This is a genomic window from Aeromicrobium sp. Sec7.5 (genome assembly GCF_036867135.1).
GTDB lineage: Bacteria > Actinomycetota > Actinomycetes > Propionibacteriales > Nocardioidaceae > Aeromicrobium.
Genome location: NZ_JBAJIJ010000002.1, coordinates 1 through 22,781, shown reverse-complemented (window position 1 = coordinate 22,781; position 22,781 = coordinate 1). Strand labels below are relative to the sequence as shown.

Below are 22,781 nucleotides of genomic sequence, written 5' to 3'. Positions count from 1 at the left end.
CAACCGCAGGTCGAAGGTTCGAATCCTTTCGGGGGCACGCGCAGGGTGGGTCGGCGGGCGCGCCGACTCTCCTGTCGGTCTCGAGTGTCGATCTGGACCGGGTCCGGCAGACTTGGACCCATGCGGACGAGGCGATGGCTGGCGGGTGGACTGGGGGCCCTGTTCGTGGCCACGATCCTGGTGGCCTGCTCGACGGGCCCCGACACGAAGGACGAGTCGGCCGAGCCGAGCGTGCCCCCCACGGGCCCCTGCGAGGTCGAGTCCGAACGGGGCGACGTCGTCCACACCGTCACGGTCGACGGCAAGCAGCGGTCGTACCTGCTCTACGCCCCCGAGGGACTTCCGACCGACGAGCGACTCCCCGTCGTGTTCCTGCTCCACGGGCTCGGCCAGGAGCCGGCCGACGCGGTCGCCTACACCGGTCTGGACGAGGCTGCGGCGGACGAGGGGTTCATCGTCGTCGCACCTCGCGGCGGGGAGGAGGGCCCAGGTTGGACCGTGGGCACCGAGGGGCAGAGCGCCGACGCGAAGTTCATCGCCGCCCTCAACGAGGCGGTCGTCGAGCGGCACTGCGCCGATCCGACGCGCGAGTACGCTGTCGGCATGTCGAACGGCTCGGCGCTCGCCTTCGAGCTCGCCTGCACGGGCGACTACCCCTTCGCGGCGTACGGCGGCGTCGCCTACCTGACGTACGACGGGTGCGAGTCGGCCCCGCCGACGTCCTTCATCTACTTCCACGGCACCGCCGACGCGGTGGTGCCCTACGGCGGGGGCGACACCCCGATCGGCAAGTTCGAGCCGGTGGTGGAGTCGCTGACGAGCTGGCTCACCCTCGACCAGTGCGGGGAGCCCGAGGCGTACGAGGAGCCCGCCGCCGACCTGCAGCACTTCACGTGGGACTGCCCGAGCGCCTCGGTCGAGACCTACGTGGTCCTCGGCGGCGGCCACACCTGGCCGGGGTCGGAGGGCGTCGGCGGACAGGGCTACACGACCGAGTCGGTGAGCGCGACCGCCGAGATGCTGCGCTTCTTCGACCTCGTGCGCGCCGACTGACTCGGCGGGGGAGCGTAGAGTCGGCGTGCTGCAAGCGCGTCGTCGCAAGGAGGTGGGCCTGGTGCAGGTGTTCGTCACGGGTGCCTCAGGTGTCGTCGGGCGCGCTGCTCTGACGGCTCTGCGGGAGGCTGGGCACGACGTCCGCGGGTTGGTGCGCTCCCGCGAGGCGGCCCGCACGGTCGAGTCCCTCGGAGCCACGCCGGTCAGCGCGGAGCTGTACGACTTGGCCGACCTCGCGACCGCGATGCAGGGCTGCGACGCGGTCGCCAACCTCGCCACCAAGGTCCCGGTCGGATCGGCCGCACTCCGCCCGGGGTCGCTGCGCGAGATCGACCGCCTCCGCATCCGCGGATCGCGCGTCGTGGTCGCCGCGGCCGCCCGGGCGGGCGTGGAGGCCGTGGTGCACCAGAGCCTGAGCTTCGTCTACGCCGACGCTGGTGACGACTGGATCGACGAGGACGGCATCGTCGACGTGTCCCGCGCCACCGAGCCGATCGTGGTGGCCGAGGACCACGTGGCCGCGTTCGCGCGCGACGGCGGCAGAGCGGTCTCGTTGCGCCTCGGGCTCGTGACCGGGACCGACCCCAACACCCGGTGGCAGGTGCGGCGGGCGGCGGCCGGTCGCGCGTTCGCGCTCGGTCGTCCTCGCTCCTGGATGCACGTCGTGCACCCCGACGACGCGGGCGCGGCCGTGGCTCACGCCCTGACCGCGCCGACGGGGATCTACAACATCGGCGCCGATCCGGTCCGCCGCAGTGACTTCGCTGCCGTCATCGCGTCGGCCGCCGGCGGCCCGGCGCCACGCTCACTGCCGAGGTGGGTCGAACGGATGGGTGCGGAGAAGCTGGAGATCCTGACGCGGTCGCACCGCGTCAGCTCCCAGCGGTTCGTCGACGCCACCGGGTGGACCCCGGCGCGCCCCACGCTGTCGCCGGAGTGGCTCGCGCACCCGTCGCGGGAGGGATCGCATGGCTGAGCAGCGCGACGAGACCGCGCGGGAACGGCGCGAGCGCCTGCGGCGCGCCGCCGAGATCCTCGGCGACCCGGGCACTCCGGGTGCGCGTGACGACTCCGACGAGGGCTGGGGCGACGGGCCCAGCCGCGGTGCGGGCGGCAACGACGCCGACCTGCGTCGCAACGTGCCCCCGCACCACGGCTGAGGCTGAGTCGAGGGATCGGCTCAGAGGTCGCGGCGCGTCACGAGCGCATCGCGGATCTCGCGCAGCAGCGCGATGTCCTCGGCCACGCCCTCCGGCTCAGGCTCCTGGCCGCGCGAGCGCATCTCGTTGAGCTTCTTCATCGGGACGACGATCGCGAAGTAGACCACGGCGGCCGTCAGCACGAACGTGATGATCGCGTTGATGAATCCGCCGTAGTCGAAGACCTGGTCGTTGATCGCGAGCGTCGCTCCGTCGACGCCGCCGCCACCGACGACGCCGATCAGCGGGTTGATGAACGAGCTCGTGAACGCGGCGACGAGCGCGGTGAACGCGGTGCCGATCACGACGGCGACCGCGAGGTCGACGATGTTGCCGCGGAGCAGGAAGTCCTTGAAGCCTTGGATCATGTCGTGCCCTCCGAGTGGTTGGGATCGAGGCAGGTGAGCCACGGGTGCTCGATCGGCCAAACTACCCGCCGGCGCCCCGTCAGGACACCTCGCCGGCGTCGCCGGTCACGAGGCGATCACCGTGAGACCCGCTCCCAGACCCGCCGCGGCGAGCGCCGCGGCGACCTCGCTCGGGGCGACCAGCCCGATGGCGTCGCCCTCCGCGTCCTGATCGCCCGGCAGGGAGGCCACGACGACCGAACGGGCGATGACCGACGGCGCCTCCTCGCCGTGGGGGTCGACCGCGACGACGTCGACCCGGGAGCCGACGTGCAGGGCGCCGAGCGCTGCGCGGTCGGTGACCCGGACGGTGGCGAGTGCGGGGTCGTCGACGCCGAACCCGGAGAGGTCGCGTGCGTCGACGACGCGGCGGTCGGTCACGACCTCCCCGTCACGAACGGCACCGGCGAGCGTGCGGCCGACCACGTCGCGCGTGGTGCTGAGCACCCCTGACGGCACCGCGTCGATCGGCAGGTCGCGCACCGCGAGGTGCTCGGCGCTCAGCACGGTGCCGGCGTCGAGGTCGGCCGTCACGACCACCACGCGCCGGGTGCTGGACCCGTCGTCGAGGGCCCCGATCGTCAGGAGGACGGCGAGGCCGGCGCAGATCGCGGCGAGCAGCCGGCGATGGGCGAACACGAGTCGGTCCAGACGCTCCATCCGGGCAGGCTAGGCTGACGCGCGCGCCACCGCCGGAGTCCGTCCACAGGGACGGCGCAGGTCAGTCGGAGGAGGCGGAACCGTTCGAGCTGCCGGCCGAGCTGCTGCTCGAGGGTGACGAGGTGGAGCCGGACGAGCTCTTCGAGTCCGTCCCGCTGCCGCCGGTGCTCCCGGAGGACGCGGTGGTCGATCCCGCGCTCGTGCCGGAGGACGCGCCGTTGCCGGCGCGGGAGTCGTTGCGGTAGAAGCCCGACCCCTTGAAGACGACGCCGACCGCGTTGAAGACCTTGCGGAGACGTCCGTGGCAGGCCGGGCACTCGGTCAGTGCGTCGTCGCTGAACGACTGCTGGACTTCGAGGGCTTCTCCGCACTCGGTGCACTGGTACTGATACGTGGGCACTGGCCTGACTCCGACATCGATGGCGACTCGTGGACGTTGCCGCCCAAGGGTACAGTTGGCGCCACTGTGAACGAGCCTCCGAGTCCCGGCCCCACCGTTTCCGCCACCCGCTCAGGCGCGGTGGATCGTCGCCGATGAGTGAGATCCTCCTCCTCGCGGTCGCCGTCCTGCTCATGTTCGCGTGCGGCATCTTCGTCGCCGCCGAGTTCTCCTTCGTCACGGTCGACCGTGCCTCGGTCGAGCGAGCCGCCGAGGAGGGCCAGCCCGGTGCCGACGGGACGCTCAAGGCGCTGCGGACCCTGTCGACCCAGCTCAGCGGCGCGCAGCTCGGCATCACCGTCACGAACCTGGCCATCGGCTATCTCGCGGAGCCCGCCGTCGGCAGCCTGCTCCGCGATCCCTTCGAGTCGCTCGGGCTCACCGGGGGAGGCGTGAGCTTCGCCTCCTACTTCGCGGCGCTCACGATCAGCACCTTCGCGACGATGCTGATCGGCGAGCTGATCCCCAAGAACATCGCCCTGGCCGTGCCGATGGCCACCGCGCGGTGGACGCAGCTCCCGCAGCGGCTCTTCACGACGACCATGGCGTGGCCGATCCGATGGCTCAACGGCACCGCCAACGCGATCCTGCGGTCGTGGGGCGTCGAGCCGCAGGAGGAGCTGCGCTCGGCCCGCTCGCCGCTGGAGCTGCGGTCGCTGGTCCTGCGGTCGGCCCAGGAGGGGGCGATCGACGACGAGACGGCGCGGCTCGTGGCGCGGAGCATCACATTCGGTGACCGCACCGCGGCGGACGTCCGCACGCCGCGCGTCCGCGTCACGTTCCTCGAGGGCCGTGAGTCCGCCGCCACGGTCATCGACGCGGCCCGGTCCACGGGTCACTCGCGCTTTCCCGTCATCGGACGAACGCCCGACGACATCGTCGGTGTGGTGCACGTCAAGCACGCGGTCGCGATCCCGGTCGACCGTCGGCGCTCGACCCGCATCGAGGACATCTGCGCCCCGGCGGCCACCGTTCCCGACAGCCTCGAGCTCGACCCCCTGCTGGCCTTCCTGCGCGACCAGGGCATGCAGATGGCGGTCGTCCTGGACGAGTACGGCGGCACCGACGGCGTCGTGACGCTCGAGGACCTGGTCGAGGAGATCGTGGGCGACATCGCCGACGAGCACGACCGGGTCGCGGCCTCCAGCCGGCACCGCACCGACGGCACGTGGTCGCTCTCCGGACTCCTGCGGCCCGACGAGGTCTTCGAGGAGACCGGCATCTCGCTGCCCGAGGGCACGAACTACGAGACGATCGCCGGTCTGGTGCTGCAGGAGCTCGGGCGGCTGGCCGAACGCGGTGACGCCGTCACGATCATGATCGACCCGACTCCCGAGGACGAGGACGACGAGCCGGAGCCCGTCCCGGTGACCTTGCTGGTGGAGCGGGTCGAGGGCCGGCGCATCGACCGCGTCACGATGACGGCCGAGCCGCCGCCGCCCCTGTCGGAGGCGCCGCGGTCCATCTCCTCGCGTGCGGAGGCCCCCCGATGAGTCTGTGGCTCGGCCTCACGGTCACCTTCCTCCTGCTGGCGTTCAACGCGCTGTTCGTCGCGTCGGAGTTCGCGCTCATCTCGGCGCGGCGCACCCAGCTGGAGCCCGCCGCGGCCCAGGGGTCGCGCACGGCGAAGCTCGCGCTGCGCGCGATGGAGAACGTCTCGCTCATGATGGCCGCCGCGCAGCTCGGCATCACGATCTGCTCGCTGCTGCTGGGCGCGGTCAGCGAGCCCGTCATCGCGCACGCGATGGAGCCGGTCTTCGAGGCCGTGGGCCTGCCGGAGGTGCTGGTGCACCCGATCTCGTTCGCGATCGCCCTGACGCTGGTCGTCTACGCCCACGTCGTGATCGGCGAGATGGTGCCGAAGAACCTCGCCCTGGCCGCGCCCGACAAGGCCGCCTTGATCCTCGGCCCGTTCATGCTCGCGGTCGTCGCGGTGCTGAAGCCGCTCGTCATCGCGCTGAACGGCGTCGCCAACATCTCGCTGCGCGCGATGCGCATCGAGCCCAAGGACGAGGTCGCCTCGACGTTCACCCACGACGAGGTCGCCGACCTCGTCGAGGAGTCACGCCGCGAGGGCCTGCTCGACGACGACGAGTACGAGCTGGTCCAGGGTGCACTCGACTTCCAGGGCGGCACGATCGACGACGTCGTCCTCCCCACGGCGGTGCTCGTCACGATCGACCGGCACGCCACGGCGGCCGACGTCGAGGTCGCGTGCGCCGAGTCCGGGTTCTCCCGGTTCCCCGTCCGCGACGAGTCCGGGGAGCTCACGGGGTACCTCCACCTGAAGGACGCCCTCGAGACCGACGAGGACGCCCGGAACCGGGTCATCGCCGACAAGTGGGTCCGGCCGCTCGTCACGGTTCCGGTCGGCGCCGGTCTGTACGACGCGCTGCGGCTCATGCAGGCACGCGGGTCGCACATGGCGCGGGTCGCCGACGTCGAGGGGCACGTGGTGGGCGTCGTGATGCTCGAGGACGTCCTGGAGGAGCTCGTCGGCGAGATCCGTGACGTCGAGGGAGCGAGCTGACGTCGGTCACCGCGCGGGTCGGAAGACCCCTGCCTCGGTGAGCACGAGGTCGACCGGCACGTCGTGCGCCTCGGTGGGCACAGCCGGCACCAGCTCGTCGGCGAACACGACCGCGCAGGTCATGGGTCGACGGGCCCGGTCCCGCAACGACGCCAGGGCGCGGTCGTAGTAGCCCGCGCCGCGGCCCAGGCGGTGACCCTGGTGGTCCACGGCCAGGGCGGGCACCAGGACGAGCTGGGTCGTCGCGAGCCCGGCCTCCAGCGTCGGCAGCCCGACCGGTTCGGGCACGCCGATCGTGGACCGGCGCACGTCCGACGCCGGGTCGTGGACGACCCAGTCCAGCCCGCCGTCGTCGCGTGACAGGGGGACGAGCACGGTGGCGCCGGCAGCCAGCCGATCGGCGACGAGCGCGTCGGTCGGTGGCTCACCGCGCATCGCGAGGTAGGCGGCGAGGTGGCGGGCGCCGTGCAGGGCTGGATCACCGGCCACGTGAGCCGCGAGCGCGGCTCCGACGGCCAGCAGGTCCGGCTCGCTGCGGCGCCGTCGAGCGGCGAGCAGGGTGCGACGGAGGTCATCCTTCGCTCCAGAGGTGTGACCCACGCCGCGACGCTATCGTGTGCGCGTGGACGGATTGGCACAGGCGCAGCAACGGATGCTGGAGCGGGGCGTTCCCCAGCAGGCCATCGACGTCTTCTCCCACTACTACAAGCAGCTCGTCGCCGGGGCCACGGGGATGATCCCCGAGTCCGAGGTCGAGCCGCTCACCGGCATCGAGCGGGCCGCCTCCCTCGACGTCGACCCGGAGCAGGTCCGCGCCGCCGCGGACGCGACCGTGGTCATCAAGCTCAACGGCGGCCTCGGCACCTCGATGGGCATGGACCGCGCGAAGTCGCTGCTCCCCGTGCGCCACGGCCAGACGTTCCTCGACATCATCGTGGGCCAGGTCCAGCACGTCCGTCGCACGCACGGCGTCCGGCTGCCGCTGGTCCTCATGAACTCGTTCCGCACGGCGGGCGACACCCGGGCCGCGCTCGCCGCGCACCCCGGGATCGAGGTCGCGGGCCTGCCGATGGACTTCGTGCAGAACCTCGAGCCGCGGCTGCTGGTCGACGACCTCACCCCGGTCGACTGGCCGGCCGATCCCGAGCTCGAGTGGTGCCCGCCGGGCCACGGCGACCTCTACACCGCGCTGCAGACGTCGGGCATCCTCGACCAGCTGCTCGATGCGGGCTACCTCTACGCGACGGTGTCGAACTCCGACAACCTCGGCGCCGCCCCCGATCCCGAGATGATGGCCTGGTTCGCCGGGTCCGGCGCGCCCTACGCGGCCGAGGTGTGCCGGCGCACGCTGGCCGACGTCAAGGGCGGACACCTCGTGGTGCGCCGCTCCGACGGTCGACTCGTGCTGCGCGAGACCGCGCAGACGCCCCCTGACGACGTCGAGTCGGCCTCCGACCTCAACCGCCACCGCTACTTCCACACCAACAACCTCTGGTTCGACCTGCGGGTGCTGAAGAAGACGCTCGACGAGCGCCACGGCATCCTCGGGCTGCCCCTGATCCGCAACCGCAAGGTCGTCGACCCGGCCGACCCGGGCTCGCCGGAGGTCGTCCAGATCGAGACCGCGATGGGGGCCGCCGTCCAGGTCTTCGACGGGGCCACGGCGATCGAGGTCGACCGCTCGCGCTTCCTCCCGGTCAAGACCACCAACGACCTGCTCCTGCTGCGCTCGGACGTGTACGGCGTGGGCGAGGACTTCCGGGTGCGAGCGACCGTCGACCCCCCGCTGATCAATCTCGACAAGCGCTTCTACGGCTCGATCGCCGACTTCGAGGCGCGCATCCCGCACGTTCCCTCGCTCGCCGAGGCCGAGGCGTTCACGGTGCGGGGCGACTGGAGCTTCGGGGCCGACGTCGTCGTCGCCGGCGAGGTCACGCTCGACGCCGACCAGGTCGAGGAGAGCGCCGTGAAAACGGGCGACGCGCCCGGTCGGGGCACACGTGTCGCGGAGGGCACCCGGTTAGGCTGACCCCCATGGTCTCCGGAGACAGCGACGCTGCCGTGACGGGACAGGACCCGTTGCCCGACGTCGATCCCGTCTCCACGGCCGATCCGTCGGACGCCGAGCTGCCGCCCGAGGCCCTGCCGGAGTCGGAAGCCGAACCCGTCGCGTCCCGGCGGGCCGAGCCCGAGGCGGCGCCGGTCGAGCCGAGGCCCGGGCCGTCCGCCGCCGAGCCCGCGCCGCGGGCCGAGCCGGCCCCCACCGGCCCCCGCCCCCGGCCGCGGTCGGCGAGCATCCCGGAGGGTGTGCTGACGGTCGAGGACCACCTCGAGCGCATCCTGCGCGGACTCGGCCCGCTGGCGCCGTACGACCAGCCCCTGGTCGAGTCCCTCGGACTGCCGCTCTATGCCGACTACGTGAGCCCCATCGACCTGCCGCGCTTCGACCAGGCCCTGGTCGACGGGTACGCGATCGCCGCGGGCGATGCCACCTCGGCCACGGCCGACGCCCCCACCGTTCTGCCGGTCTCGGGCGAGATCCGCGCCGGCGTGTCGCGGCCCTTCGCGATCAGCCGCGGCACGACCGCGCGGATCAGTGCCGGTTCGCCGCTCCCGCGAGGGGCCGACTGCGTGGTCCCGATCTCGCACACCGACCGCGGACCGTCGAAGATCGCGGTCACGGTGGCGCCCGACGTCGGCCAGGGTGTCCGCCGTGCCGGGTCCGACGTCCTCGCCGGCACGACCGCGGTGTCCGCGGGCACCGTGCTCGGCGCGCGGGAGATCGGTCTGCTCGCCTCGCTCGGGGCGCACCGGGTCGCCCTGCGTCCGCGTCCACGCGTCGTGGTGATCTCGATGGGCTCGGAGCTGCGCGAGCCCGGCGACCACGTGTCGCACGACTCCTCCTTCGACGGCAACAGCTACATGCTCGCCGCGGCCATCCGCGCGGCCGGCGCCATCGCGTTCCGCGTCGGAGCCGTGGGCGACGACCCGAAGGAGTTCCGCCGGGTGCTGAGCGAGCAGCTGGTGCGGGCCGACCTCGTCGTCACCACGGGCGGCATCTCGACGGGCCAGCGCGACGCGATCCGCCAGACCCTGCGAGCCCTCGGCACGGTCTCGTTCAACGAGGTCGCCATCCATCCCGGGCGCGTGCAGGGCTTCGGCGCGGTGTTCGACGACGAGACCCCGATCATCAACCTCCCGCCCAACGGCGTCGCCGCGTACGTCGGGTTCGAGGTCTTCGTGCTTCCGGCCCTGCGGCGCCTGATGGGCCGCACGCCGTACCGGCGTCCCATGGTGCACGCGGTGCTCGCCGCCGACGTCGCCTCCGAGTCCGGCCGCCGCCAGTACGTGCCGGCCATCTTCGAGGTCACGCACCGTGGCGCCAAGGTCACGCCCCTGCCCGACGCCGAGGACCTCCGACTCTCACGACTGGCCGAGGCCAACGCCCTCGTCGTGGTCGGCGAGGACGAGACCGCGCTCAACCTCGGCGACACGGTCCGCACCCTCGTGCTCGACCGCCCCTTCTAGGGCTGTGTTCGACGTGCCGCCCACGGCCCGGCACCCCCGCCGTGGCGAGCTCGTCTTGCCGCCCACGGCCCGGCACCCCCGCCGATGAGCATCCCGTGGGACGTCGAGCTGACCCACGGGCGTATCGGGGTCCGAGCGCTGCAGCGGTCCGATGCGCCGCGGTGGGCCGAGCTGCGCCGCGCCAACGGTCCGTGGCTGGGCCCGTGGGACGCCACCCTCCCGCCGGAGGGGGGCCAGCAGTCGACCTCGTACCGGCAGATGGTCGCGGTGCTGCGGCGCCGGGCCAGGCGGGCCGAGAGCCTGCCGTTCGTGTCGACGTGGGACGGCGTGATGGTGGGTCAGGTCAGCGTCAGCTCGATCGTGTGGGGCTCGGCGCGATCGGCCAGCATCGGCTACTGGGTCGCCGCTGACCATGCGGGACGCGGCATCACGCCGACGGCGGTCGCGCTCGTCTGCGACCACCTCTTCTCCGCGGTGCGGCTGCACCGCGTCGACGTCGCGATCCGGCCCGAGAACCAGCCGAGCCTGGCCGTGGTGCGCCGACTCGGGTTCACCGACGTGGGCCTCGCCCCCCGGTACCTCCACATCGCGGGGCAGTGGGCCGACCACCGGCTCTTCCAGCTGGTGTCGGACGACGTCCGTGGCACCGTGGTCGACCGGGTCGCCTCGTCACACGCGTAACTTCTGTCACGACACACGCGCAGGCTCCCACGTTCGACCACCCCGGGCACCTACCGTTCTGTACGTGATCGGAGGAGCCAGCGGTGTCATCTTTGCCGTCGTCGTCATTCTGTGGGTGGCGTACGTCGTGCCGTTGATGCTGCGCCGGTACGACGAGGCGTCCAAGACGTCGTCGCTCGGTTCGTTCACCTCCCTCAGTCGGGTCATCGCCCGCACCGGTCGCGGCGCCGGCGACGTCGGCGCGGAGTCCTCCTCCACTCGCGACTCAGCACCGGCTGCCGCTGCTGCTCCCTCCGCCGAGGCGTCTTCAGCCCAGGCCCGTTCAGCCCAGGCCGCCTCAGCCCAGCCCGATCCGGTCGCCGCGCAGGTCCCCGAGGCCCGTCCGGTCAACCGTGCGGCTGCCCGCCTTGCGGCGCAGCGCCGCCGTCGGGTGCTCATCACGCTGCTCGTCACGCTGGTGGTCGTCGCCGGACTCGGTCTGGCGTCGGTCATCGGTCAGGCCTGGACCGCCGCGCCGGTGGCGCTGCTGTTCGCGTGGCTCGTCGCCTGCCGCGTGCAGGTACGGGGCGAGCTGGGGCTCAGCGCCACGACGCTGCGCACCCCCCGCATCCACCTCCCGAAGCTGCGTTCCCGCTCGGTCGCCACTGGGGTGGCGTCACGCCGTGGCGGCACGGCCGCCGACGAGGCCACCACGCTCGTGGTCTCGCACCAGTTCGAGGACGTCGAGCCGAGCCGCCCCCGGGTCATGGAGCAGGAGGCACTCTCGGTCGACGCGCTCGACGAGCAGCTGCAGATCGCGGTCCCCTCGGTCTCCACCACGGGTGAGGCGTTGTGGGACCCGTTGCCGGTCACGCTGCCGACGTACGTCACCAAGCCGCGGGTCGGCCGCACCGTGCGCACGATCGACTTCGCGCAGGCCGGCACCTGGTCGTCGGGCCACGTCGAGGCCGAGGGCGTCGAGCTCCCGGGCCAAGCCGACGGGGCTGTCGACGAGGTCGCCGAGGCCCACGACACCCGCAAGGCCGTGGGTCACTGACCGAGGTCGGGGTGCTATTCTCGGACACGCCGTTCGCGGCATCGAGAAGTACGACCTTGGGGCATTGGCGCAGTTGGTAGCGCGCTTCGTTCGCATCGAAGAGGTCAGGAGTTCGAATCTCCTATGCTCCACCAACGCCATGAGGCCCGCCCCGTTCTTTGGGGCGGGCCTCATGGCGTTTCTAGGGTCGAGAGATTCGGGGAGGAGCGATCGCCAGCGAGCGACGGAGTCTCCTATGCTCCACCGATCGCTGAGGCGAGCGGAGCCATCGTCTTGCCCCTGGCCACAGCAAGCCGCACACTCACCCCATGACCGTCTTCCTGATCGTCTTCTTCGCCGTGCTCATCCTCGGCGCGATCGCGGCCTGGTTCTTCGTCGGCCCCGACGACACCTCGCACGACCAGATGCGCCGGGCCGGGAAGCCCGCTGACGTCAGCCCCGAGGAAGCAGCCCGCCGCGCGACGGGCCGCGGCGGGTGGACGCGGCCCGACGGCGGCGGGCTTTAGCCGGCCTCAGCCCTGGCGGGCCTTGAGTCGCGGGTTCTGCTTGTTGATGACATAGGTGCGGCCGCGGCGGCGGACGACCTGTGACCCGGGCTGGTTCTTGAGGGACCTGAGCGAGTTGCGGACCTTCATGTCGTGCTCCTGTTCGTCGTGCTGGAGGGGTTGGAGGATCGGGTGGTGGGGAGTCGGTCGACCTCGATGTAGCCGCCTTGGACGGCCCTGACGAGGCGCCGAGGGACACGCACGGTGCGGCCCTCGACGGTGACGGGCACGAGGTCGGTCGCGGTGGCCTTCCACTGCGACCGGCGGTGCCGGGTGTTGCTGCGGGAGAGCTTGCGTTTCGGTACTGCCATGGGTGGTCCTGTCAGTCGGGGTGTGCAGAGCGGGTGGTCGGAACTGGGTCAGGCGGCGCGGGAGATGAGTCCGAGCCACGGCTCGAGGCCGTCGTGTGCGACCTCCCAGTAGAGGCCGCGGTCCGTGGTCTCGGCGTCGGAGAGCAGCGCGTCGCGGAACGCCTCGGCGAGTGCATCACGCTCGTCGTCGATCCCGGTCACGACGATGCGCGTCAGGGGAGTGCTGCGCCCCCAGGGGGAGGCGGGGCCGATGCTGAGCTGGCCGCCGGCGCCGTCCCACGCGCAGATCGTGCCGGGCCGTGTCGGGAGCCAGAAGCAGCCGCGCGACCGGCGTGGCCCGCCGCCGAGCGACTCGATGCCGTCGAGGAGTCGGCCCGGGTGCAGGGGACGCGTGGTGCGCAGGTCGAGTCGCCAGACGTGCTCGGACTCCAGGGCCGGCAGCCGTCCACGCTGGACGACGTCGACCCACCGCTCGGTACGACCGTGCTGGTGCAGGTCGCCGGTCAGCGCGTCGGGGTCGAGCGCGGAGGCGTCGTGGACGAGATCGGCGTCGGGTCGGGCGAGGGCGCGGACGAGGTCGGCGTCGGGCTCGGTGAGCTCGCCGACGGCCACGATCGCGTCGGCGTACTCGACCAGGGCGCAGTGGGTCTCGGCCAGACCACGGGTGTCCTCCTCGCTGGTGTGCACGCCGCGTTCGACCAACAGGTCGTCGCCCAGCAGGTCGTGGTGCGCCTGCGTCCCGTCGAGCGCGTGCACGACGGCGCTGATGCGGACGTGCGGAGCGATGCGCTGGTCCATCGCGATGACCCGGCACACCTGGAGGGCCTCGGCGGAGACTGGGAGGTGCGCGATGATCGCGCCCCAGCGTCCGGTCGCGGCGAGTCGTTCCAGGGTCGGGACGATGTCCTCGCGCAGGGCGCAGCCCACGCAGGCGTGGTCGAGGTCCATCTGCTCGGCCTCGACCAGGCCGGTCAGGTCGCTGACCCGGCGGGTCAGGACCTGGTTCGACACGTCGAGGGTGTGCCGCATGACGGCGGCGCTCGGCAGGTCGAACTGCAGGCCGACCGTCGCGACGTCCATCGCGGCGGCGTCGATGCCGGTGACCAGGATGACGGGGGTGCGCCTCATCGGCGCGGGCCCTGGGTCTCGGCAGCCGACTTCGCCGTGGCGTTGCCGTACCGGCGGTGGAACGCCTCGACGCGACCCTCGGTGTCGACGACCCGGCCGCGGCCGGTCCAGAACGGGTGGCTCGCGCTGGACACGTCGACGTCGACGACGGGGTAGGTCACGCCGTCGAGCTCGATGGTCTGGCTGCTCGTGGTGGCCAGGGTGGAGCGGGTCAGGACCGTGGTGCCGGCCGAGTGGTCGCGAAAGACCACGAGGTCGTACTCCGGGTGGGTGTTCTTCTTCATGGTGTCTCCCGTATGCTTAATGAGAATGAGTCTCATAGTACAGAAGGGATCGACATGGCGGGAACCTGCCAGGTGACCGGGTCCACTCCGGGCTTCGGCCACCACGTCTCGCACTCGCACCGACGCACCAAGCGACGCTTCGACGTGAACCTCCAGAAGAAGCGCTACTGGGTGCCGAGCCTCGGCCGGCACGTCACGTTGACGCTCAGCGCCCGAGGCATCAAGACGATCGACCAGCGCGGGATCGATGCCGTCGTCACCCAGATCCGCGCCCGAGGGGAGAAGCTCTGATGGCCAAGAAGGGCAATGACGTGCGCCCGATCGTGAAGCTGCGGTCGACCGCCGGCACCGGGTTCACCTACGTGACCCGCAAGAACCGCCGCAACGACCCCGACCGCATCGTGCTGCGCAAGTTCGACCCCGTCGTGCGCCGGCACGTCGAGTTCAAGGAGGAGCGCTGATGGCGAAGGCGTCGAAGATCGTCAAGAACGAGAAGCGCAAGGAGGTCGTCGCCCGGTACGCGGAGCGCCGTGCCGAGCTGCGCGCCGCCCGCAAGGACGAGTCCTTGCCCATGGAGGAGCGACTGGCGGCGTCGAGGGCGTTGGCGAGGCTGCCGCGCGACTCCTCGCCGGTGCGGGTGCGCAACCGGGACCAGGTCGACGGCCGGCCTCGGGGGCACGTCGGCAAGACGGGGCTGTCGCGCATCCGCTTCCGCGAGCAGGCCCACGCCGGCCACCTCCCGGGGATCACCAAGTCCTCCTGGTAAGCCGCCCGCGCTCGTTCCTCGCGCTCATTCCGTGGCTCGCTAGAGCGAGCCACGGGCGGCTCAGCCTCGCTTCGCTCGGCCTGTGGTCACCACGGGCCTAGCCGGCGGCGGTCGCTGACGGTGTCAGGCGCGGATGGTGACCGGGGTGCCGAGCGGGAGCCCGATGTCCTCGACCAGTGCCGTGATCTGGTCGTTCGCCACTCGGATGCAGCCGGAGCTGACCTCGGTGCCGACCAGCTCGGGCTCGTTGGTCCCGTGCACACCGATGACCCCCGCGCCACCGGCGAACTCGGTCAGGACGTTGGAGTAGCCCGACAGCCCGTAGGCGTAGGGCCCGTAGACACCGTTCGGGTCGGGTGGCTGCAGGAGCTCCTTGATGTAGTAGCCGCCTCCCGGAGTCGGGCGATCCGTCGTCCCGACGCCGACGGGCGTGCGCATCACTTCCTCACCCCCCTCGGTCACGACCAGCTCGTGGTCGGCGAGGGCGATCTCCATCGCGAAGGTGTGGCTGCTGAGCCTGACGTCGCGGGCCCGGACGTAGCCGGTCGTGCCGTTCGGACGCACCGGGAGCTGGACGTGCAGCCACGCGCTGCCCACGTCGAGTGCCAGCAGCACGATGTCGCCGGAGGCCTCGTCGGCGCGGTTCAGGACGAGCTGCTCGGCGCCCTCACCGCCCGCCGCGTCGAGGTCGTCGGGCTCTGCGAACACCTGCAGGGAGGACACGACCGACGTCGCGACCATCGTGACGTTCGGGTCGGTGGCAGCCGACGACGACGGCGACGGGCCGGGCTTGGCGTCGGACTCGGAGTCGCCGGAGCACCCGACGAGCGCTACCAACGCGAGGCCGCTGGCACCGGCGAAGAGCGTGCGGCGCGACAGGCCCGGCAAGGGGGTCTCGTTCATGGCGCCCACGCTACGACCCGCCACCGAAGCGCGCTGATCATCTCGACGTCCCGGCCGACACCTGTGACGAATCGGTCCCGGCGGTCATGTAGGTCGTAAGGGCGCGCCCGTCGTCCTGCGTCAACGTCGAGAGGTTCGAGTAAATGCGTAGATGGATGCACGCCGCGGGGGTCACCACCCTCGTCAGCGGAGTCATGATCGCGGTGCCGATGACAGCGAGCGCTGCGACGTTCACCGCGTCGAACTTCACTGTTGACGACCCGACCGACGCGACCACCTTGCGCGGCGCCATCGCGGCAGCCGAGGCGAGCCCCGGTGCCGACGTGATCACGCTCGTGGCCGGGGAGTCCTACGCGTTGACGGACGCCGCGGGCGACCTCGACATCACGACCGAGATCACGATCGAGGGTAATGGAGCGACGATCAACGCGACGGCCATCACCGATCGTGCGTTCCACGTGCTCGCCGGTGGTGACCTGACCATCTCGGGCGTCACCGTGACGGGCGGCCTGCCCGAGGACGCCCCGTCCGCCGCTGGCGGCGGTTCCGGCGGTGCGTTCCTGAACGCCGGCACGCTGTCGATCTCCAGCTCCACCCTCACCGGCAACTCTGCCGCGCGGGCCGGCGGCGCGATCGAGGCCTCGGCCGGGAGCACGACGACTCTCGTCAGCACCAACCTGACGAACAACGCCGCCGGCCCGACCCCGGGCAACGGCGGCGGCCTCCACCTCACGGGTGCGGGCACCGTCTCGATCACCGGTGGCACCATCTCCGGCAACACGGCGTCCGCCGAGGGCGGCGGCGTGTGGAACTCCGGCGCCGGCACCATGACGGTCTCCGGCACCACCATCACCGGCAACACGGCGTCCGGCGCTGCTGCTGACCAGGGTGGCGGCGGCCTGTTCCAGGAGGCCGGGGGCGGAACGCTCACGGTGCGCAACGCCACCGTCACCGACAACGTCGCCGACGGCGCCGCCGGATCGGGCGGCGGCATCCTCAACGACCAGAGCACGGTCAACGTGGAGAACTCCACGATCTCCGGCAACTCGTCGGTGCGGGCCGGCGGCGGCGTCGAGGCCAACGTCGGTACCACCAGTCTGTCGGGCGTGACGCTCGACAACAACGAGACCGGGCCGACCCCGGGCAACGGTGGCGGCCTGCACGTCACGGGTGCCGGCAACGCGACGATCACCAACTCGACGGTCTCGAACAACACCGCGACGCTCGAGGGTGGCGGCCTGTGGAACGGCTCGGGCACCATGACGGTCTCCGGCAGCGACATCACCGGCAACACCGCCTCGGGAGCGGCTGCCGACGACGGCGGTGGCGGCCTGTTCAACAACGGCGGCACGCTGCGGATCACGGACAGCTCGGTCGAGGGCAACGACGCCCCCGGTACCGCCGGTTCCGGCGGTGGCGTGCTCACCCTCGGTGGCACGCTCGAGGTCACGGACTCCTCGATCGACGGCAACTCGGCCGTGCGTGCCGGCGGTGGCATCGAGGCCACCGCGGGCAGCACCACGACGCTGTCCGGCGGCTCGCTCAGCGAGAACGAGGCGGGCGCCGCTCCGGGCAACGGTGGCGGTCTGCACCTGACCGGCGCCGGCACGGTCGACATCACCACCGTCGTCGTGGCGGGCAACTCGGCCGCCAACGAGGGTGGCGGACTGTGGAACTCGGCCGACGGCACGATGACGGTCACGTCGTCGAACATCAGCAACAACACCGCTTCGGGCGCCCCCTCGGACGCCGGCGGCGGCGGTCTGTACAACGATGGCGGTGAGCTGGTCGTCGAGGGATCCATCATCGAGGGCAACAGCGCCAACGGCACCGCCGGATCGGGCGGCGGCATCCTTAACGCCGTCGGCGGCAACCTGACGGTCAGTGGCACCGACATCCTCGACAACGATGCGGTCCGCGCTGGCGGCGGCATCGAGGCCGTGGGCGACGGGTCGGTCACCTCGGTGAGCGACGTGCTGCTGCAGGGCAACTCGACGGGCCCCGGCCCCGGCAACGGTGGCGGACTGCATCTGACCGGTGCGGGCACCGTGACCGTGGACGCCTCGTTCGTCAGCCAGAACACGGCGACCAACGAAGGTGGCGGCCTGTGGAACTCCGCCACCGGCACGATGACGGTCACGCGGACCACGCTGGCCGGCAACACGACCGACGGTGACGGCGGTGGCCTCTACAACATGGGCGGCGACCTGACCGTCGAGGGCAGCACGATCAGCGGGAACGGCGCCGGCACCGGCGGCGGTCTGGCCGTGGAGGACGGTACTGCCGCCGACGCCACGACGTTGATCCACGTCACCATCACGGACAACTCGACCGGCATCGCCGGCGACGTGACGCTGGGCAACAGCATCCTGTCGGCCAACGACGGGGCTGACGCCTCCGCAGCGGTGACGTCCCTGGGCGGCAACGTCGTGGGCACCGATGTCGACACCGATGACGACAGCGACGTGCAGACCGACGACCCGCGCCTCGGGGCGCTGGCCGACAACGGTGGTCCGACCCTGACCCACCTGCCTGCAGCCGGGAGCCCGGCGATCGACGCGGGCGTCGACGGTCTGGGCGATCTGGACACGGATCAGCGCGGTGCTGCTCGTGTCGTCGGTGCCGGACCGGACTCCGGTGCGGTCGAGGTGGGGCCGGTCGCCGACGGCGGCGGCCCCGATCGCGCCGGCAACGACGGCGGCGCGCCGGCAGCTCCGGCGCGTGCCACGAACCGTCAGCCCACCTACACCGGCTGACGACACGTGGCGGCGTGTGTGGGGGCCCGGCGGGGGCCCTCACACACGCCGCCGTGTGAGGGTGTGCCCGCGCCCTCGAACTGCGGGAGAACGACAGCACGGGCGAGGAAGGGAACTCTGCGGGTGCGTACTATCGGCTCCGTGGATCCTGGCGCGTCCGAGCGCGACTTGCTGGCTCGTTTCCGCGCGCTCGATCCCGATGCCTGGGAGACCGTCTACCGGCGGTCGTACTCACGCCTCGTCGAGTACGCCCGGCGGCGGCTGCCCGGCGGCTACGACCCGCACGACGCGGTCAGCGAGTGCCTGGCCCGAGCGGTCGACCGGATCGATGACCTGGCCGACCAGGGAGCCCGGGTCGAGGCCTGGCTCTACGGCATCCTGCGCCTGGTGGTGCTGGAGCAGATCCGGCGGTCCGGCCGCCAGGAGCGGGAACGTCCGGTCGCCGACAACCCGCTCGGCCTCGTCGAGGTCGCGGATGACCGCGGTCCACTCGAGCACGTGCTGCGCGACGAACGGGCCGGCTCCGTGCGGACGGCGTTCGAGCGGCTCTCGGTCGACGACCAGGAGGTCCTCTGGCTTCGCCAGGTCGCGGAGCTGTCGGTCGCGGAGGTGGCCACGGTCCTGAAGAAGGGGCACGGCGCGGTCAGGCAGGCTAACTCCCGGGCGCTCGCGCGCCTCCGGACGCTCATCGAGGAGGTGGACGCATGACGAACGACGACGCAACCCCGGCCGACGACGCAAACCCGGTCGACGACACGAGCCTGGCCGACGCCGAGCTCGAGCGCGTCCTGGGCGAGGAGCTCCGGCGAGCCTTCTCCGACTCGGAGTCCGGACCGACGCAGGAGCAGGTCGCCGCCCTGCGTGAGCAGGTGGCCGCGTCGCGTCGTCGACCGGCGCGCGGGCGGTGGCGCCTGCTCGCCGCTGCCGTGGCGCTCGTCGTCGCAGGTGCCGGGATCGGCGTGGGCGCGGCGGCCTGGATCGGCGGCGACGACGAGGACCTCCTGGCCCGTGGTTCGGACGAGTTCGTGGCCGAGCTGACCGGCTCGGCCGGAGAGCGGGTCGCCCTCGAGGGTGACGCAGCCCCCGAGGGGCGCATCGTCACGCTGCGCTCCGACACCTTGCCGGCGGTGCCGTACGAGCAGTACTACGAGCTGTGGTTCCTGACCGACGAGGGCGATTCGACCTGGGTCTCGGCCGGCACCTTCCACCCGGACGCCGAGGGCAACACCGTCGTGGTGCTCCATGCCGCGGTCGATCCCAGCGTCGTCAGCGAGGTCCGGATCACGCGCGAGCTGCGCGATGGGGATCCGGCTCCGTCCGGCGACGTGGTGGCCAGCGGCCCGGTCGAGCTGCTCGACTAACGCCCGGTGCCAGCGCGGAGTCCGTCTCGGCCGTGACATCGCCCGCTCCGTCGCCGTGACGAGCGGTTCACCCCGCGCTGATCACCAGCAGCCGGCGGTGCGCGCGGGGGTCGTCGATCACGCCTCACCCACGGGCTCGTCCTGTCGGAAGATGATCGCGTCGGACCTGATCGTGGTCAGCGCGGCGCCGGTCTCCATCACCCGACGAGGCGCACGCCTGAACAGCTCGGCCGGCCCAGCATCGTGACATCCATCGTGCCGAGTCGGATGCCCAAGATGGCGAGCAGCGGATCGAGCAGTGGCTCGATGACGGAGTTCGCCCGCGCCAGGAGCGGATTGATCACGAGGCTGAGGAGGCCGCCGAGACCCAGCAAGCTGTCGTCAGTGATCTGGAGCTTGAGGTTCACGGCACTGCCGTAGGTGCGCATGCCGGGCGACGACCCATCAGCGTTGGGTGGGAAGTTGAAGGATTGCTCGGAGGCGGACTGAGCCACTCCGCCCTTGAGGCCGATCTGGATCGCGGGGAACGGCCAGAGCTGGATCACGGTCAACCGCGCACTGCCGGTGCCTCCGTAACCGACCACGCTGGCCACGGAGGTCTCGCCGAGGACCGAGGCACTCGGGTTGCCACTGCAGTTGAGCGCGCTCAGCGTGGCTGTGCCGGCGGCGACCCGCACGCCCAGCGACAGGTTCGCTGCCGAGATCCCCAAACCTCCGGTGCTGAGGCCGGTCTGCAGATCGACACGAACTTGTGTCGTTTTCGCCTGCACCCCGACCTTGCCGCACGCGATCTGCGGCGGCTCAATGATCGTGATCTTGGCGTCGGCGAGATTCACGGGGCCGACCGAGAGGCCGAGGCTCGAGATGTTCAGCGCGTTCTTGCCATTGCTGGCATCGACGGCGGCACTCACGATGGCCGAACCGACCAGGTCAAGCACGTCGACCGTCGCGGTCAGGCCCGACGTGCCGCCCGTGTCCATCTTGAGGATGTCGGTCACGTTGAGGGTCAGGGGCCCCACGTTGGCAGCCAGCGCTCGAAGCACCTGCGCCCGCACGGCGTTGCCGTTCTGCTCAAGGACTGAAGCGTTGGCGAGGAGGAATCCAGCCAGCGAGACGTTCGCGTCGTCCACCAGGGCCCGACCGGTGCCGATCTTGAGAGCGGCATCCAGTGCCGCGATGGGGATCGAGAGGCCCTGGAGGCCGACCAGGCCGCTGTCGTACCCGACGAGACCGAGGTTGACGTTGAGGATGTTCTTGAGGATCGGACCGAGGGCGCTCTTGTTGCTGGTCAACGTCAAGGCCGTAGTCCCCGCAGAGAAGCAGACAGCGGGGGAATCGGTCGAACCGATCGCCGCGCGAGCTGCGCTTCCGGTCTTGGTACCGATCACCGGGGCGAAGGCGAAGTCCACCGTGGTGGCGGCAACGACACGCACGGCGTCGCAGGCGCCGTTGTTCGAACCCGCGACGAACTGCTGGGTCGTCGGACTGATGTGACCGGGGGTGACGACGAGGGGTGACCCCCGACCGATCGACTTTCCTTGACGAAGCAGACTCTTCGCGGCGGCTGCCGACAGAGCCGTCTGGTTGCAGCTCGCAAGCCCGGGGTCGCGGGCCGTGTCAAGCGCCACGGCATCGGCGACCGCCTGCATGTCGCGCGCGGCCGCTCTTTGCAGCCCGATGTCGAGGGCGAACGCGGTGAACGTGAGCACCGAGACCATGAGCAGCGCGGCCATCACCGCGATGGCACCGCTCTCGTCCTGGCGACGGCGACGCGAGAGGCGTGGCCGGCTCACGAGTTGACCTGCACCGTCGTGTCGTACGCGAGCGTCTCGGGCAGCACGATGCCGAGCCCGGGGAACGACGGAATCAGCGGGTTCGCGCGATAGGAGTAGCGGATCTCAACCTTGACGCACTTGGCCGCGGTGTTGTTGGAGCAGTTGGAGGAGGTGCTGGGTACCGTGCACGTGCCCGCACTCGCGCCGCCCCGCGTGAGTCCGCCGGTGGCGGTGCACGTGACGCCGTACGAGCTGAGGCTGCGATTGATCGCCGCGATGGCGGCGTCCTTCGTGCTCAGGGCGCCCGTCGTGCTCACCGAGACCGAGGGAGCGACGGCGTAGACGCGTGCCCCCTCGGCCGCGGCCTGGCTCATGCCCTGGCGAAAGCTCAGCATGTAGCCGTAGCTGATGATGCCGAGGACGAGGGCGATGAACAGTGGCGCGATGAGCGCGAACTCCACCGCTGCCACGCCGTTCTCGCGATGGCGTCGTCGATTCATGACAACTCTCCCTGTGTTGTCGTGCGCCGCTCCTGCTCTCCTCAGGAACGGGTAGCAAAGTCGAACTCCGCGGACGGTCTCCCAACGGTCACGGGACCTGCTACGGCAACGATCTTAGGGGTCCGTGCGGTCGCGCGTCACTGGTCCTTTGGTACTAGAGGCCTGGAAAAGGACTGGCATGGCAGTGGAGAATCGACCTCGTCCTCGTGGCCGAGCAACGGCGCGAGTCGCGTCACGATCCCGGAGTCTTCGCGTCTCGCCACAGAACGGCGCGTGCTCGCACGGGACCTTTGGCGGTCGACGCTCGCGAAAGGTCCCGAGTCCGTGGACGCCGTCGGCCGCCAGGTCTACGCTCGCGGGAGGGGAGGACGGGAGAACCATGAATGCTCTGTGGCGCACCAGCCGCGGCGACCGTGGCGCCAGTGCGGTGGAGTACGCAGTTCTCGTTGCACTCGTGGCCGCCGTCGTTGGCGTCGGCATCCTCGCTTTCGGTCAGCTGGTGCCAGCGCTGTACCAGGTGGCGTTCCCGACCGGTGCATGACGACGGGAGCTCGACTAGTCAAAAAGGACTAGTCGAAGATGGTCCGTAACTTCCATAGCGAAGGTGTCGTTAGTCCCTCTACGTTTCTTCCCAGGGAGAGTCACCGAACGGTGGCTGCACATCACCGAGGGAGAATTATCATGATCAAGTTCTACGCCACCATGCTGTCGTTCGTCGCCACCGCGCCGAAGCGTGACGAGAAGGGCGCGACCGCCGTCGAGTACGGCCTGCTGGTCGCGCTGATCGCCGCCGCGATCATCATCGCGGTCACCGCTTTCGGTACCAACATCGCCACGATCTTCAACAACGTCACGGGCCGTGTCGGCAACGGCGCCGCCTGATCCAGGCGCGAGCTGAACCGAGCTGAGAGGGGGCGTG

At 71.2% G+C, this 22,781-nt stretch carries 29 protein-coding genes and 1 tRNA gene; 19 read left to right on the top strand and 11 right to left on the bottom strand.

What is annotated here, in order from left to right; translation table 11 throughout:
- Positions 1-120: 120 nt before the first annotated feature.
- Genes V6S66_RS13385 through V6S66_RS13375 form a run of 3 tightly spaced genes read left to right on the top strand, consistent with a single transcriptional unit; the run spans position 121 to position 2,213 of the window.
- Entirely contained in the window at positions 121-1,053 is a 933-nt protein-coding gene (locus V6S66_RS13385; protein ID WP_334207292.1) for an alpha/beta hydrolase family esterase, read from the top strand.
- A gap of 25 nt (positions 1,054-1,078) precedes the next feature.
- Entirely contained in the window at positions 1,079-2,029 is a 951-nt protein-coding gene (locus V6S66_RS13380) for an NAD-dependent epimerase/dehydratase family protein (RefSeq protein WP_334207291.1), read from the top strand.
- Complete coding sequence (locus tag V6S66_RS13375) at positions 2,022-2,213, top strand: hypothetical protein (protein ID WP_334207290.1); 192 nt, start codon at positions 2,022-2,024, stop codon at positions 2,211-2,213. The genes V6S66_RS13380 and V6S66_RS13375 overlap by 8 nt, the downstream gene beginning before the upstream one ends.
- Positions 2,214-2,233: 20 nt before the next feature.
- Here V6S66_RS13375 and mscL read toward each other — a convergent pair whose 3' ends face one another.
- From mscL to V6S66_RS13360, 3 genes are all read right to left on the bottom strand, one after another.
- Positions 2,234-2,620, bottom strand: coding sequence for a large conductance mechanosensitive channel protein MscL (gene mscL, locus V6S66_RS13370; RefSeq protein ID WP_334207289.1), 387 nt, complete (start codon positions 2,618-2,620; stop codon positions 2,234-2,236).
- A 105-nt stretch (positions 2,621-2,725) separates the two neighbouring features.
- Positions 2,726-3,319: an SAF domain-containing protein gene (locus tag V6S66_RS13365; protein WP_334207288.1), complete on the bottom strand. Its 594-nt coding sequence runs from the start codon at positions 3,317-3,319 to the stop codon at positions 2,726-2,728.
- A gap of 61 nt (positions 3,320-3,380) precedes the next feature.
- On the bottom strand, positions 3,381-3,719 hold the full coding sequence (locus tag V6S66_RS13360) for an FmdB family zinc ribbon protein (RefSeq protein WP_334207287.1): 339 nt from the start codon (positions 3,717-3,719) through the stop codon (positions 3,381-3,383).
- Between the two features lie 134 nt (positions 3,720-3,853).
- Here V6S66_RS13360 and V6S66_RS13355 point away from each other — a divergent pair, with 134 nt between their 5' ends.
- Together V6S66_RS13355 and V6S66_RS13350 are read left to right on the top strand one after the other, a co-directional pair.
- Positions 3,854-5,251, top strand: a complete 1,398-nt coding sequence (locus V6S66_RS13355) for a hemolysin family protein (RefSeq protein ID WP_334207286.1) — start codon at positions 3,854-3,856, stop codon at positions 5,249-5,251.
- Positions 5,248-6,288 carry a hemolysin family protein gene (locus V6S66_RS13350; RefSeq protein ID WP_334207285.1) on the top strand — a complete coding sequence of 347 codons (1,041 nt, stop codon included), beginning with the start codon at positions 5,248-5,250 and terminating at the stop codon, positions 6,286-6,288. The genes V6S66_RS13355 and V6S66_RS13350 overlap by 4 nt, the downstream gene beginning before the upstream one ends.
- Before the next feature lie 6 nt (positions 6,289-6,294).
- On the opposite strand, the gene V6S66_RS13345 is transcribed toward V6S66_RS13350, so the two are convergent.
- Positions 6,295-6,888 carry a 5-formyltetrahydrofolate cyclo-ligase gene (locus V6S66_RS13345; protein WP_334207284.1) on the bottom strand — a complete coding sequence of 198 codons (594 nt, stop codon included), beginning with the start codon at positions 6,886-6,888 and terminating at the stop codon, positions 6,295-6,297.
- A 16-nt stretch (positions 6,889-6,904) separates the two neighbouring features.
- Here V6S66_RS13345 and V6S66_RS13340 point away from each other — a divergent pair, with 16 nt between their 5' ends.
- The 6 genes from V6S66_RS13340 to V6S66_RS13315 all read left to right on the top strand — a co-directional run bounded on the left by V6S66_RS13340 (position 6,905) and on the right by V6S66_RS13315 (position 12,039).
- Positions 6,905-8,317: a UTP--glucose-1-phosphate uridylyltransferase gene (locus V6S66_RS13340; RefSeq protein ID WP_334207283.1), complete on the top strand. Its 1,413-nt coding sequence runs from the start codon at positions 6,905-6,907 to the stop codon at positions 8,315-8,317.
- A gap of 5 nt (positions 8,318-8,322) precedes the next feature.
- The gene (locus V6S66_RS13335; RefSeq protein ID WP_334207282.1) at positions 8,323-9,816 is read left to right on the top strand and encodes a molybdopterin molybdotransferase MoeA; all 1,494 of its coding nucleotides are present in this window, start codon (positions 8,323-8,325) and stop codon (positions 9,814-9,816) included.
- 84 nt (positions 9,817-9,900) lie between these two features.
- Positions 9,901-10,497 carry a GNAT family N-acetyltransferase gene (locus V6S66_RS13330; protein WP_334207281.1) on the top strand — a complete coding sequence of 199 codons (597 nt, stop codon included), beginning with the start codon at positions 9,901-9,903 and terminating at the stop codon, positions 10,495-10,497.
- 64 nt (positions 10,498-10,561) lie between these two features.
- Entirely contained in the window at positions 10,562-11,533 is a 972-nt protein-coding gene (gene sepX, locus V6S66_RS13325; RefSeq protein ID WP_334207280.1) for a divisome protein SepX/GlpR, read from the top strand.
- A 58-nt stretch (positions 11,534-11,591) separates the two neighbouring features.
- Positions 11,592-11,667, top strand: a tRNA-Ala gene (locus V6S66_RS13320).
- Positions 11,668-11,841: 174 nt separating this feature from the next.
- Positions 11,842-12,039 carry a hypothetical protein gene (locus tag V6S66_RS13315; protein ID WP_334207279.1) on the top strand — a complete coding sequence of 66 codons (198 nt, stop codon included), beginning with the start codon at positions 11,842-11,844 and terminating at the stop codon, positions 12,037-12,039.
- 6 nt (positions 12,040-12,045) lie between these two features.
- On the opposite strand, the gene ykgO is transcribed toward V6S66_RS13315, so the two are convergent.
- The 4 genes from ykgO to V6S66_RS13295 are packed head-to-tail and all read right to left on the bottom strand — an operon-like array spanning position 12,046 to position 13,801.
- Complete coding sequence (gene ykgO, locus V6S66_RS13310; RefSeq protein WP_023645249.1) at positions 12,046-12,168, bottom strand: type B 50S ribosomal protein L36; 123 nt, start codon at positions 12,166-12,168, stop codon at positions 12,046-12,048.
- Positions 12,165-12,389, bottom strand: a complete 225-nt coding sequence (gene rpmF, locus V6S66_RS13305; protein ID WP_334207278.1) for a 50S ribosomal protein L32 — start codon at positions 12,387-12,389, stop codon at positions 12,165-12,167. Before rpmF ends, ykgO begins: the two co-directional genes overlap by 4 nt.
- Positions 12,390-12,437: 48 nt before the next feature.
- On the bottom strand, positions 12,438-13,517 hold the full coding sequence (locus V6S66_RS13300; RefSeq protein WP_334207277.1) for a CobW family GTP-binding protein: 1,080 nt from the start codon (positions 13,515-13,517) through the stop codon (positions 12,438-12,440).
- Entirely contained in the window at positions 13,514-13,801 is a 288-nt protein-coding gene (locus V6S66_RS13295) for a type B 50S ribosomal protein L31 (protein ID WP_334207276.1), read from the bottom strand. The genes V6S66_RS13300 and V6S66_RS13295 overlap by 4 nt, the downstream gene beginning before the upstream one ends.
- A gap of 54 nt (positions 13,802-13,855) precedes the next feature.
- On the opposite strand from V6S66_RS13295, the gene rpmB reads away from it, so the two are divergent.
- From rpmB to rpsN, 3 genes are read left to right on the top strand one after another with little or no spacing between them, the layout of a single operon-like run.
- Positions 13,856-14,092 (top strand): 50S ribosomal protein L28, encoded by a 237-nt coding sequence (gene rpmB / locus V6S66_RS13290; protein ID WP_334207275.1) that lies wholly within the window; start codon positions 13,856-13,858, stop codon positions 14,090-14,092.
- On the top strand, positions 14,092-14,262 hold the full coding sequence (gene rpmG / locus V6S66_RS13285; protein WP_334207274.1) for a 50S ribosomal protein L33: 171 nt from the start codon (positions 14,092-14,094) through the stop codon (positions 14,260-14,262). Before rpmB ends, rpmG begins: the two co-directional genes overlap by 1 nt.
- Positions 14,262-14,567: a 30S ribosomal protein S14 gene (gene rpsN, locus V6S66_RS13280; protein WP_334207273.1), complete on the top strand. Its 306-nt coding sequence runs from the start codon at positions 14,262-14,264 to the stop codon at positions 14,565-14,567. The genes rpmG and rpsN overlap by 1 nt, the downstream gene beginning before the upstream one ends.
- Positions 14,568-14,690: 123 nt before the next feature.
- Here rpsN and V6S66_RS13275 read toward each other — a convergent pair whose 3' ends face one another.
- Positions 14,691-15,470 carry a L,D-transpeptidase gene (locus V6S66_RS13275; protein ID WP_334207272.1) on the bottom strand — a complete coding sequence of 260 codons (780 nt, stop codon included), beginning with the start codon at positions 15,468-15,470 and terminating at the stop codon, positions 14,691-14,693.
- Positions 15,471-15,613: 143 nt separating this feature from the next.
- Here V6S66_RS13275 and V6S66_RS13270 point away from each other — a divergent pair, with 143 nt between their 5' ends.
- The 3 genes from V6S66_RS13270 to V6S66_RS13260 all read left to right on the top strand — a co-directional run bounded on the left by V6S66_RS13270 (position 15,614) and on the right by V6S66_RS13260 (position 19,587).
- On the top strand, positions 15,614-18,226 hold the full coding sequence (locus tag V6S66_RS13270; RefSeq protein ID WP_334207271.1) for a right-handed parallel beta-helix repeat-containing protein: 2,613 nt from the start codon (positions 15,614-15,616) through the stop codon (positions 18,224-18,226).
- 141 nt (positions 18,227-18,367) lie between these two features.
- A complete protein-coding gene (locus V6S66_RS13265; protein WP_334207270.1) occupies positions 18,368-18,934 on the top strand; it encodes an RNA polymerase sigma factor in 567 nt (188 codons plus the stop codon).
- Entirely contained in the window at positions 18,931-19,587 is a 657-nt protein-coding gene (locus tag V6S66_RS13260; RefSeq protein WP_334207269.1) for an anti-sigma factor, read from the top strand. The genes V6S66_RS13265 and V6S66_RS13260 overlap by 4 nt, the downstream gene beginning before the upstream one ends.
- 197 nt (positions 19,588-19,784) lie before the next feature.
- Here the strand turns inward: V6S66_RS13260 and V6S66_RS13255 are convergent, their stop codons facing one another.
- Positions 19,785-21,380, bottom strand: coding sequence for a hypothetical protein (locus V6S66_RS13255; RefSeq protein WP_334207268.1), 1,596 nt, complete (start codon positions 21,378-21,380; stop codon positions 19,785-19,787).
- Positions 21,377-21,862 carry a TadE/TadG family type IV pilus assembly protein gene (locus V6S66_RS13250; RefSeq protein ID WP_334207267.1) on the bottom strand — a complete coding sequence of 162 codons (486 nt, stop codon included), beginning with the start codon at positions 21,860-21,862 and terminating at the stop codon, positions 21,377-21,379. Before V6S66_RS13250 ends, V6S66_RS13255 begins: the two co-directional genes overlap by 4 nt.
- A 379-nt stretch (positions 21,863-22,241) precedes the next feature.
- Here V6S66_RS13250 and V6S66_RS13245 point away from each other — a divergent pair, with 379 nt between their 5' ends.
- On the top strand, positions 22,242-22,403 hold the full coding sequence (locus V6S66_RS13245) for a hypothetical protein (RefSeq protein ID WP_334207266.1): 162 nt from the start codon (positions 22,242-22,244) through the stop codon (positions 22,401-22,403).
- A 140-nt stretch (positions 22,404-22,543) separates the two neighbouring features.
- Complete coding sequence (locus V6S66_RS13240) at positions 22,544-22,744, top strand: Flp family type IVb pilin (protein WP_334207265.1); 201 nt, start codon at positions 22,544-22,546, stop codon at positions 22,742-22,744.
- Positions 22,745-22,781 lie beyond the last annotated feature (37 nt).

Excerpts from the sequence above, each read along its gene's own strand:
- V6S66_RS13300 (WP_334207277.1), bottom strand. The coding sequence starts at position 13,517 with ATGAGGCGCACCCCCGTCATCCTGGTCACCGGCATCGACGCCGCCGCG.
- V6S66_RS13245 (WP_334207266.1), top strand. The coding sequence starts at position 22,242 with ATGAATGCTCTGTGGCGCACCAGCCGCGGCGACCGTGGCGCCAGTGCG.
- V6S66_RS13275 (WP_334207272.1), bottom strand. The coding sequence starts at position 15,470 with ATGAACGAGACCCCCTTGCCGGGCCTGTCGCGCCGCACGCTCTTCGCC.
- V6S66_RS13350 (WP_334207285.1), top strand. The coding sequence starts at position 5,248 with ATGAGTCTGTGGCTCGGCCTCACGGTCACCTTCCTCCTGCTGGCGTTC.
- rpsN (WP_334207273.1), top strand. The coding sequence starts at position 14,262 with ATGGCGAAGGCGTCGAAGATCGTCAAGAACGAGAAGCGCAAGGAGGTC.
- V6S66_RS13365 (WP_334207288.1), bottom strand. The coding sequence starts at position 3,319 with ATGGAGCGTCTGGACCGACTCGTGTTCGCCCATCGCCGGCTGCTCGCC.
- mscL (WP_334207289.1), bottom strand. The coding sequence starts at position 2,620 with ATGATCCAAGGCTTCAAGGACTTCCTGCTCCGCGGCAACATCGTCGAC.
- V6S66_RS13240 (WP_334207265.1), top strand. The coding sequence starts at position 22,544 with ATGATCAAGTTCTACGCCACCATGCTGTCGTTCGTCGCCACCGCGCCG.
- V6S66_RS13250 (WP_334207267.1), bottom strand. The coding sequence starts at position 21,862 with ATGAATCGACGACGCCATCGCGAGAACGGCGTGGCAGCGGTGGAGTTC.
- V6S66_RS13270 (WP_334207271.1), top strand. The coding sequence starts at position 15,614 with ATGCGTAGATGGATGCACGCCGCGGGGGTCACCACCCTCGTCAGCGGA.
- V6S66_RS13355 (WP_334207286.1), top strand. The coding sequence starts at position 3,854 with ATGAGTGAGATCCTCCTCCTCGCGGTCGCCGTCCTGCTCATGTTCGCG.
- rpmB (WP_334207275.1), top strand. The coding sequence starts at position 13,856 with ATGGCGGGAACCTGCCAGGTGACCGGGTCCACTCCGGGCTTCGGCCAC.
- V6S66_RS13260 (WP_334207269.1), top strand. The coding sequence starts at position 18,931 with ATGACGAACGACGACGCAACCCCGGCCGACGACGCAAACCCGGTCGAC.
- V6S66_RS13295 (WP_334207276.1), bottom strand. The coding sequence starts at position 13,801 with ATGAAGAAGAACACCCACCCGGAGTACGACCTCGTGGTCTTTCGCGAC.
- V6S66_RS13330 (WP_334207281.1), top strand. The coding sequence starts at position 9,901 with ATGAGCATCCCGTGGGACGTCGAGCTGACCCACGGGCGTATCGGGGTC.
- V6S66_RS13315 (WP_334207279.1), top strand. The coding sequence starts at position 11,842 with ATGACCGTCTTCCTGATCGTCTTCTTCGCCGTGCTCATCCTCGGCGCG.
- V6S66_RS13385 (WP_334207292.1), top strand. The coding sequence starts at position 121 with ATGCGGACGAGGCGATGGCTGGCGGGTGGACTGGGGGCCCTGTTCGTG.
- rpmG (WP_334207274.1), top strand. The coding sequence starts at position 14,092 with ATGGCCAAGAAGGGCAATGACGTGCGCCCGATCGTGAAGCTGCGGTCG.
- rpmF (WP_334207278.1), bottom strand. The coding sequence starts at position 12,389 with ATGGCAGTACCGAAACGCAAGCTCTCCCGCAGCAACACCCGGCACCGC.
- V6S66_RS13335 (WP_334207282.1), top strand. The coding sequence starts at position 8,323 with ATGGTCTCCGGAGACAGCGACGCTGCCGTGACGGGACAGGACCCGTTG.
- ykgO (WP_023645249.1), bottom strand. The coding sequence starts at position 12,168 with ATGAAGGTCCGCAACTCGCTCAGGTCCCTCAAGAACCAGCCCGGGTCA.
- V6S66_RS13375 (WP_334207290.1), top strand. The coding sequence starts at position 2,022 with ATGGCTGAGCAGCGCGACGAGACCGCGCGGGAACGGCGCGAGCGCCTG.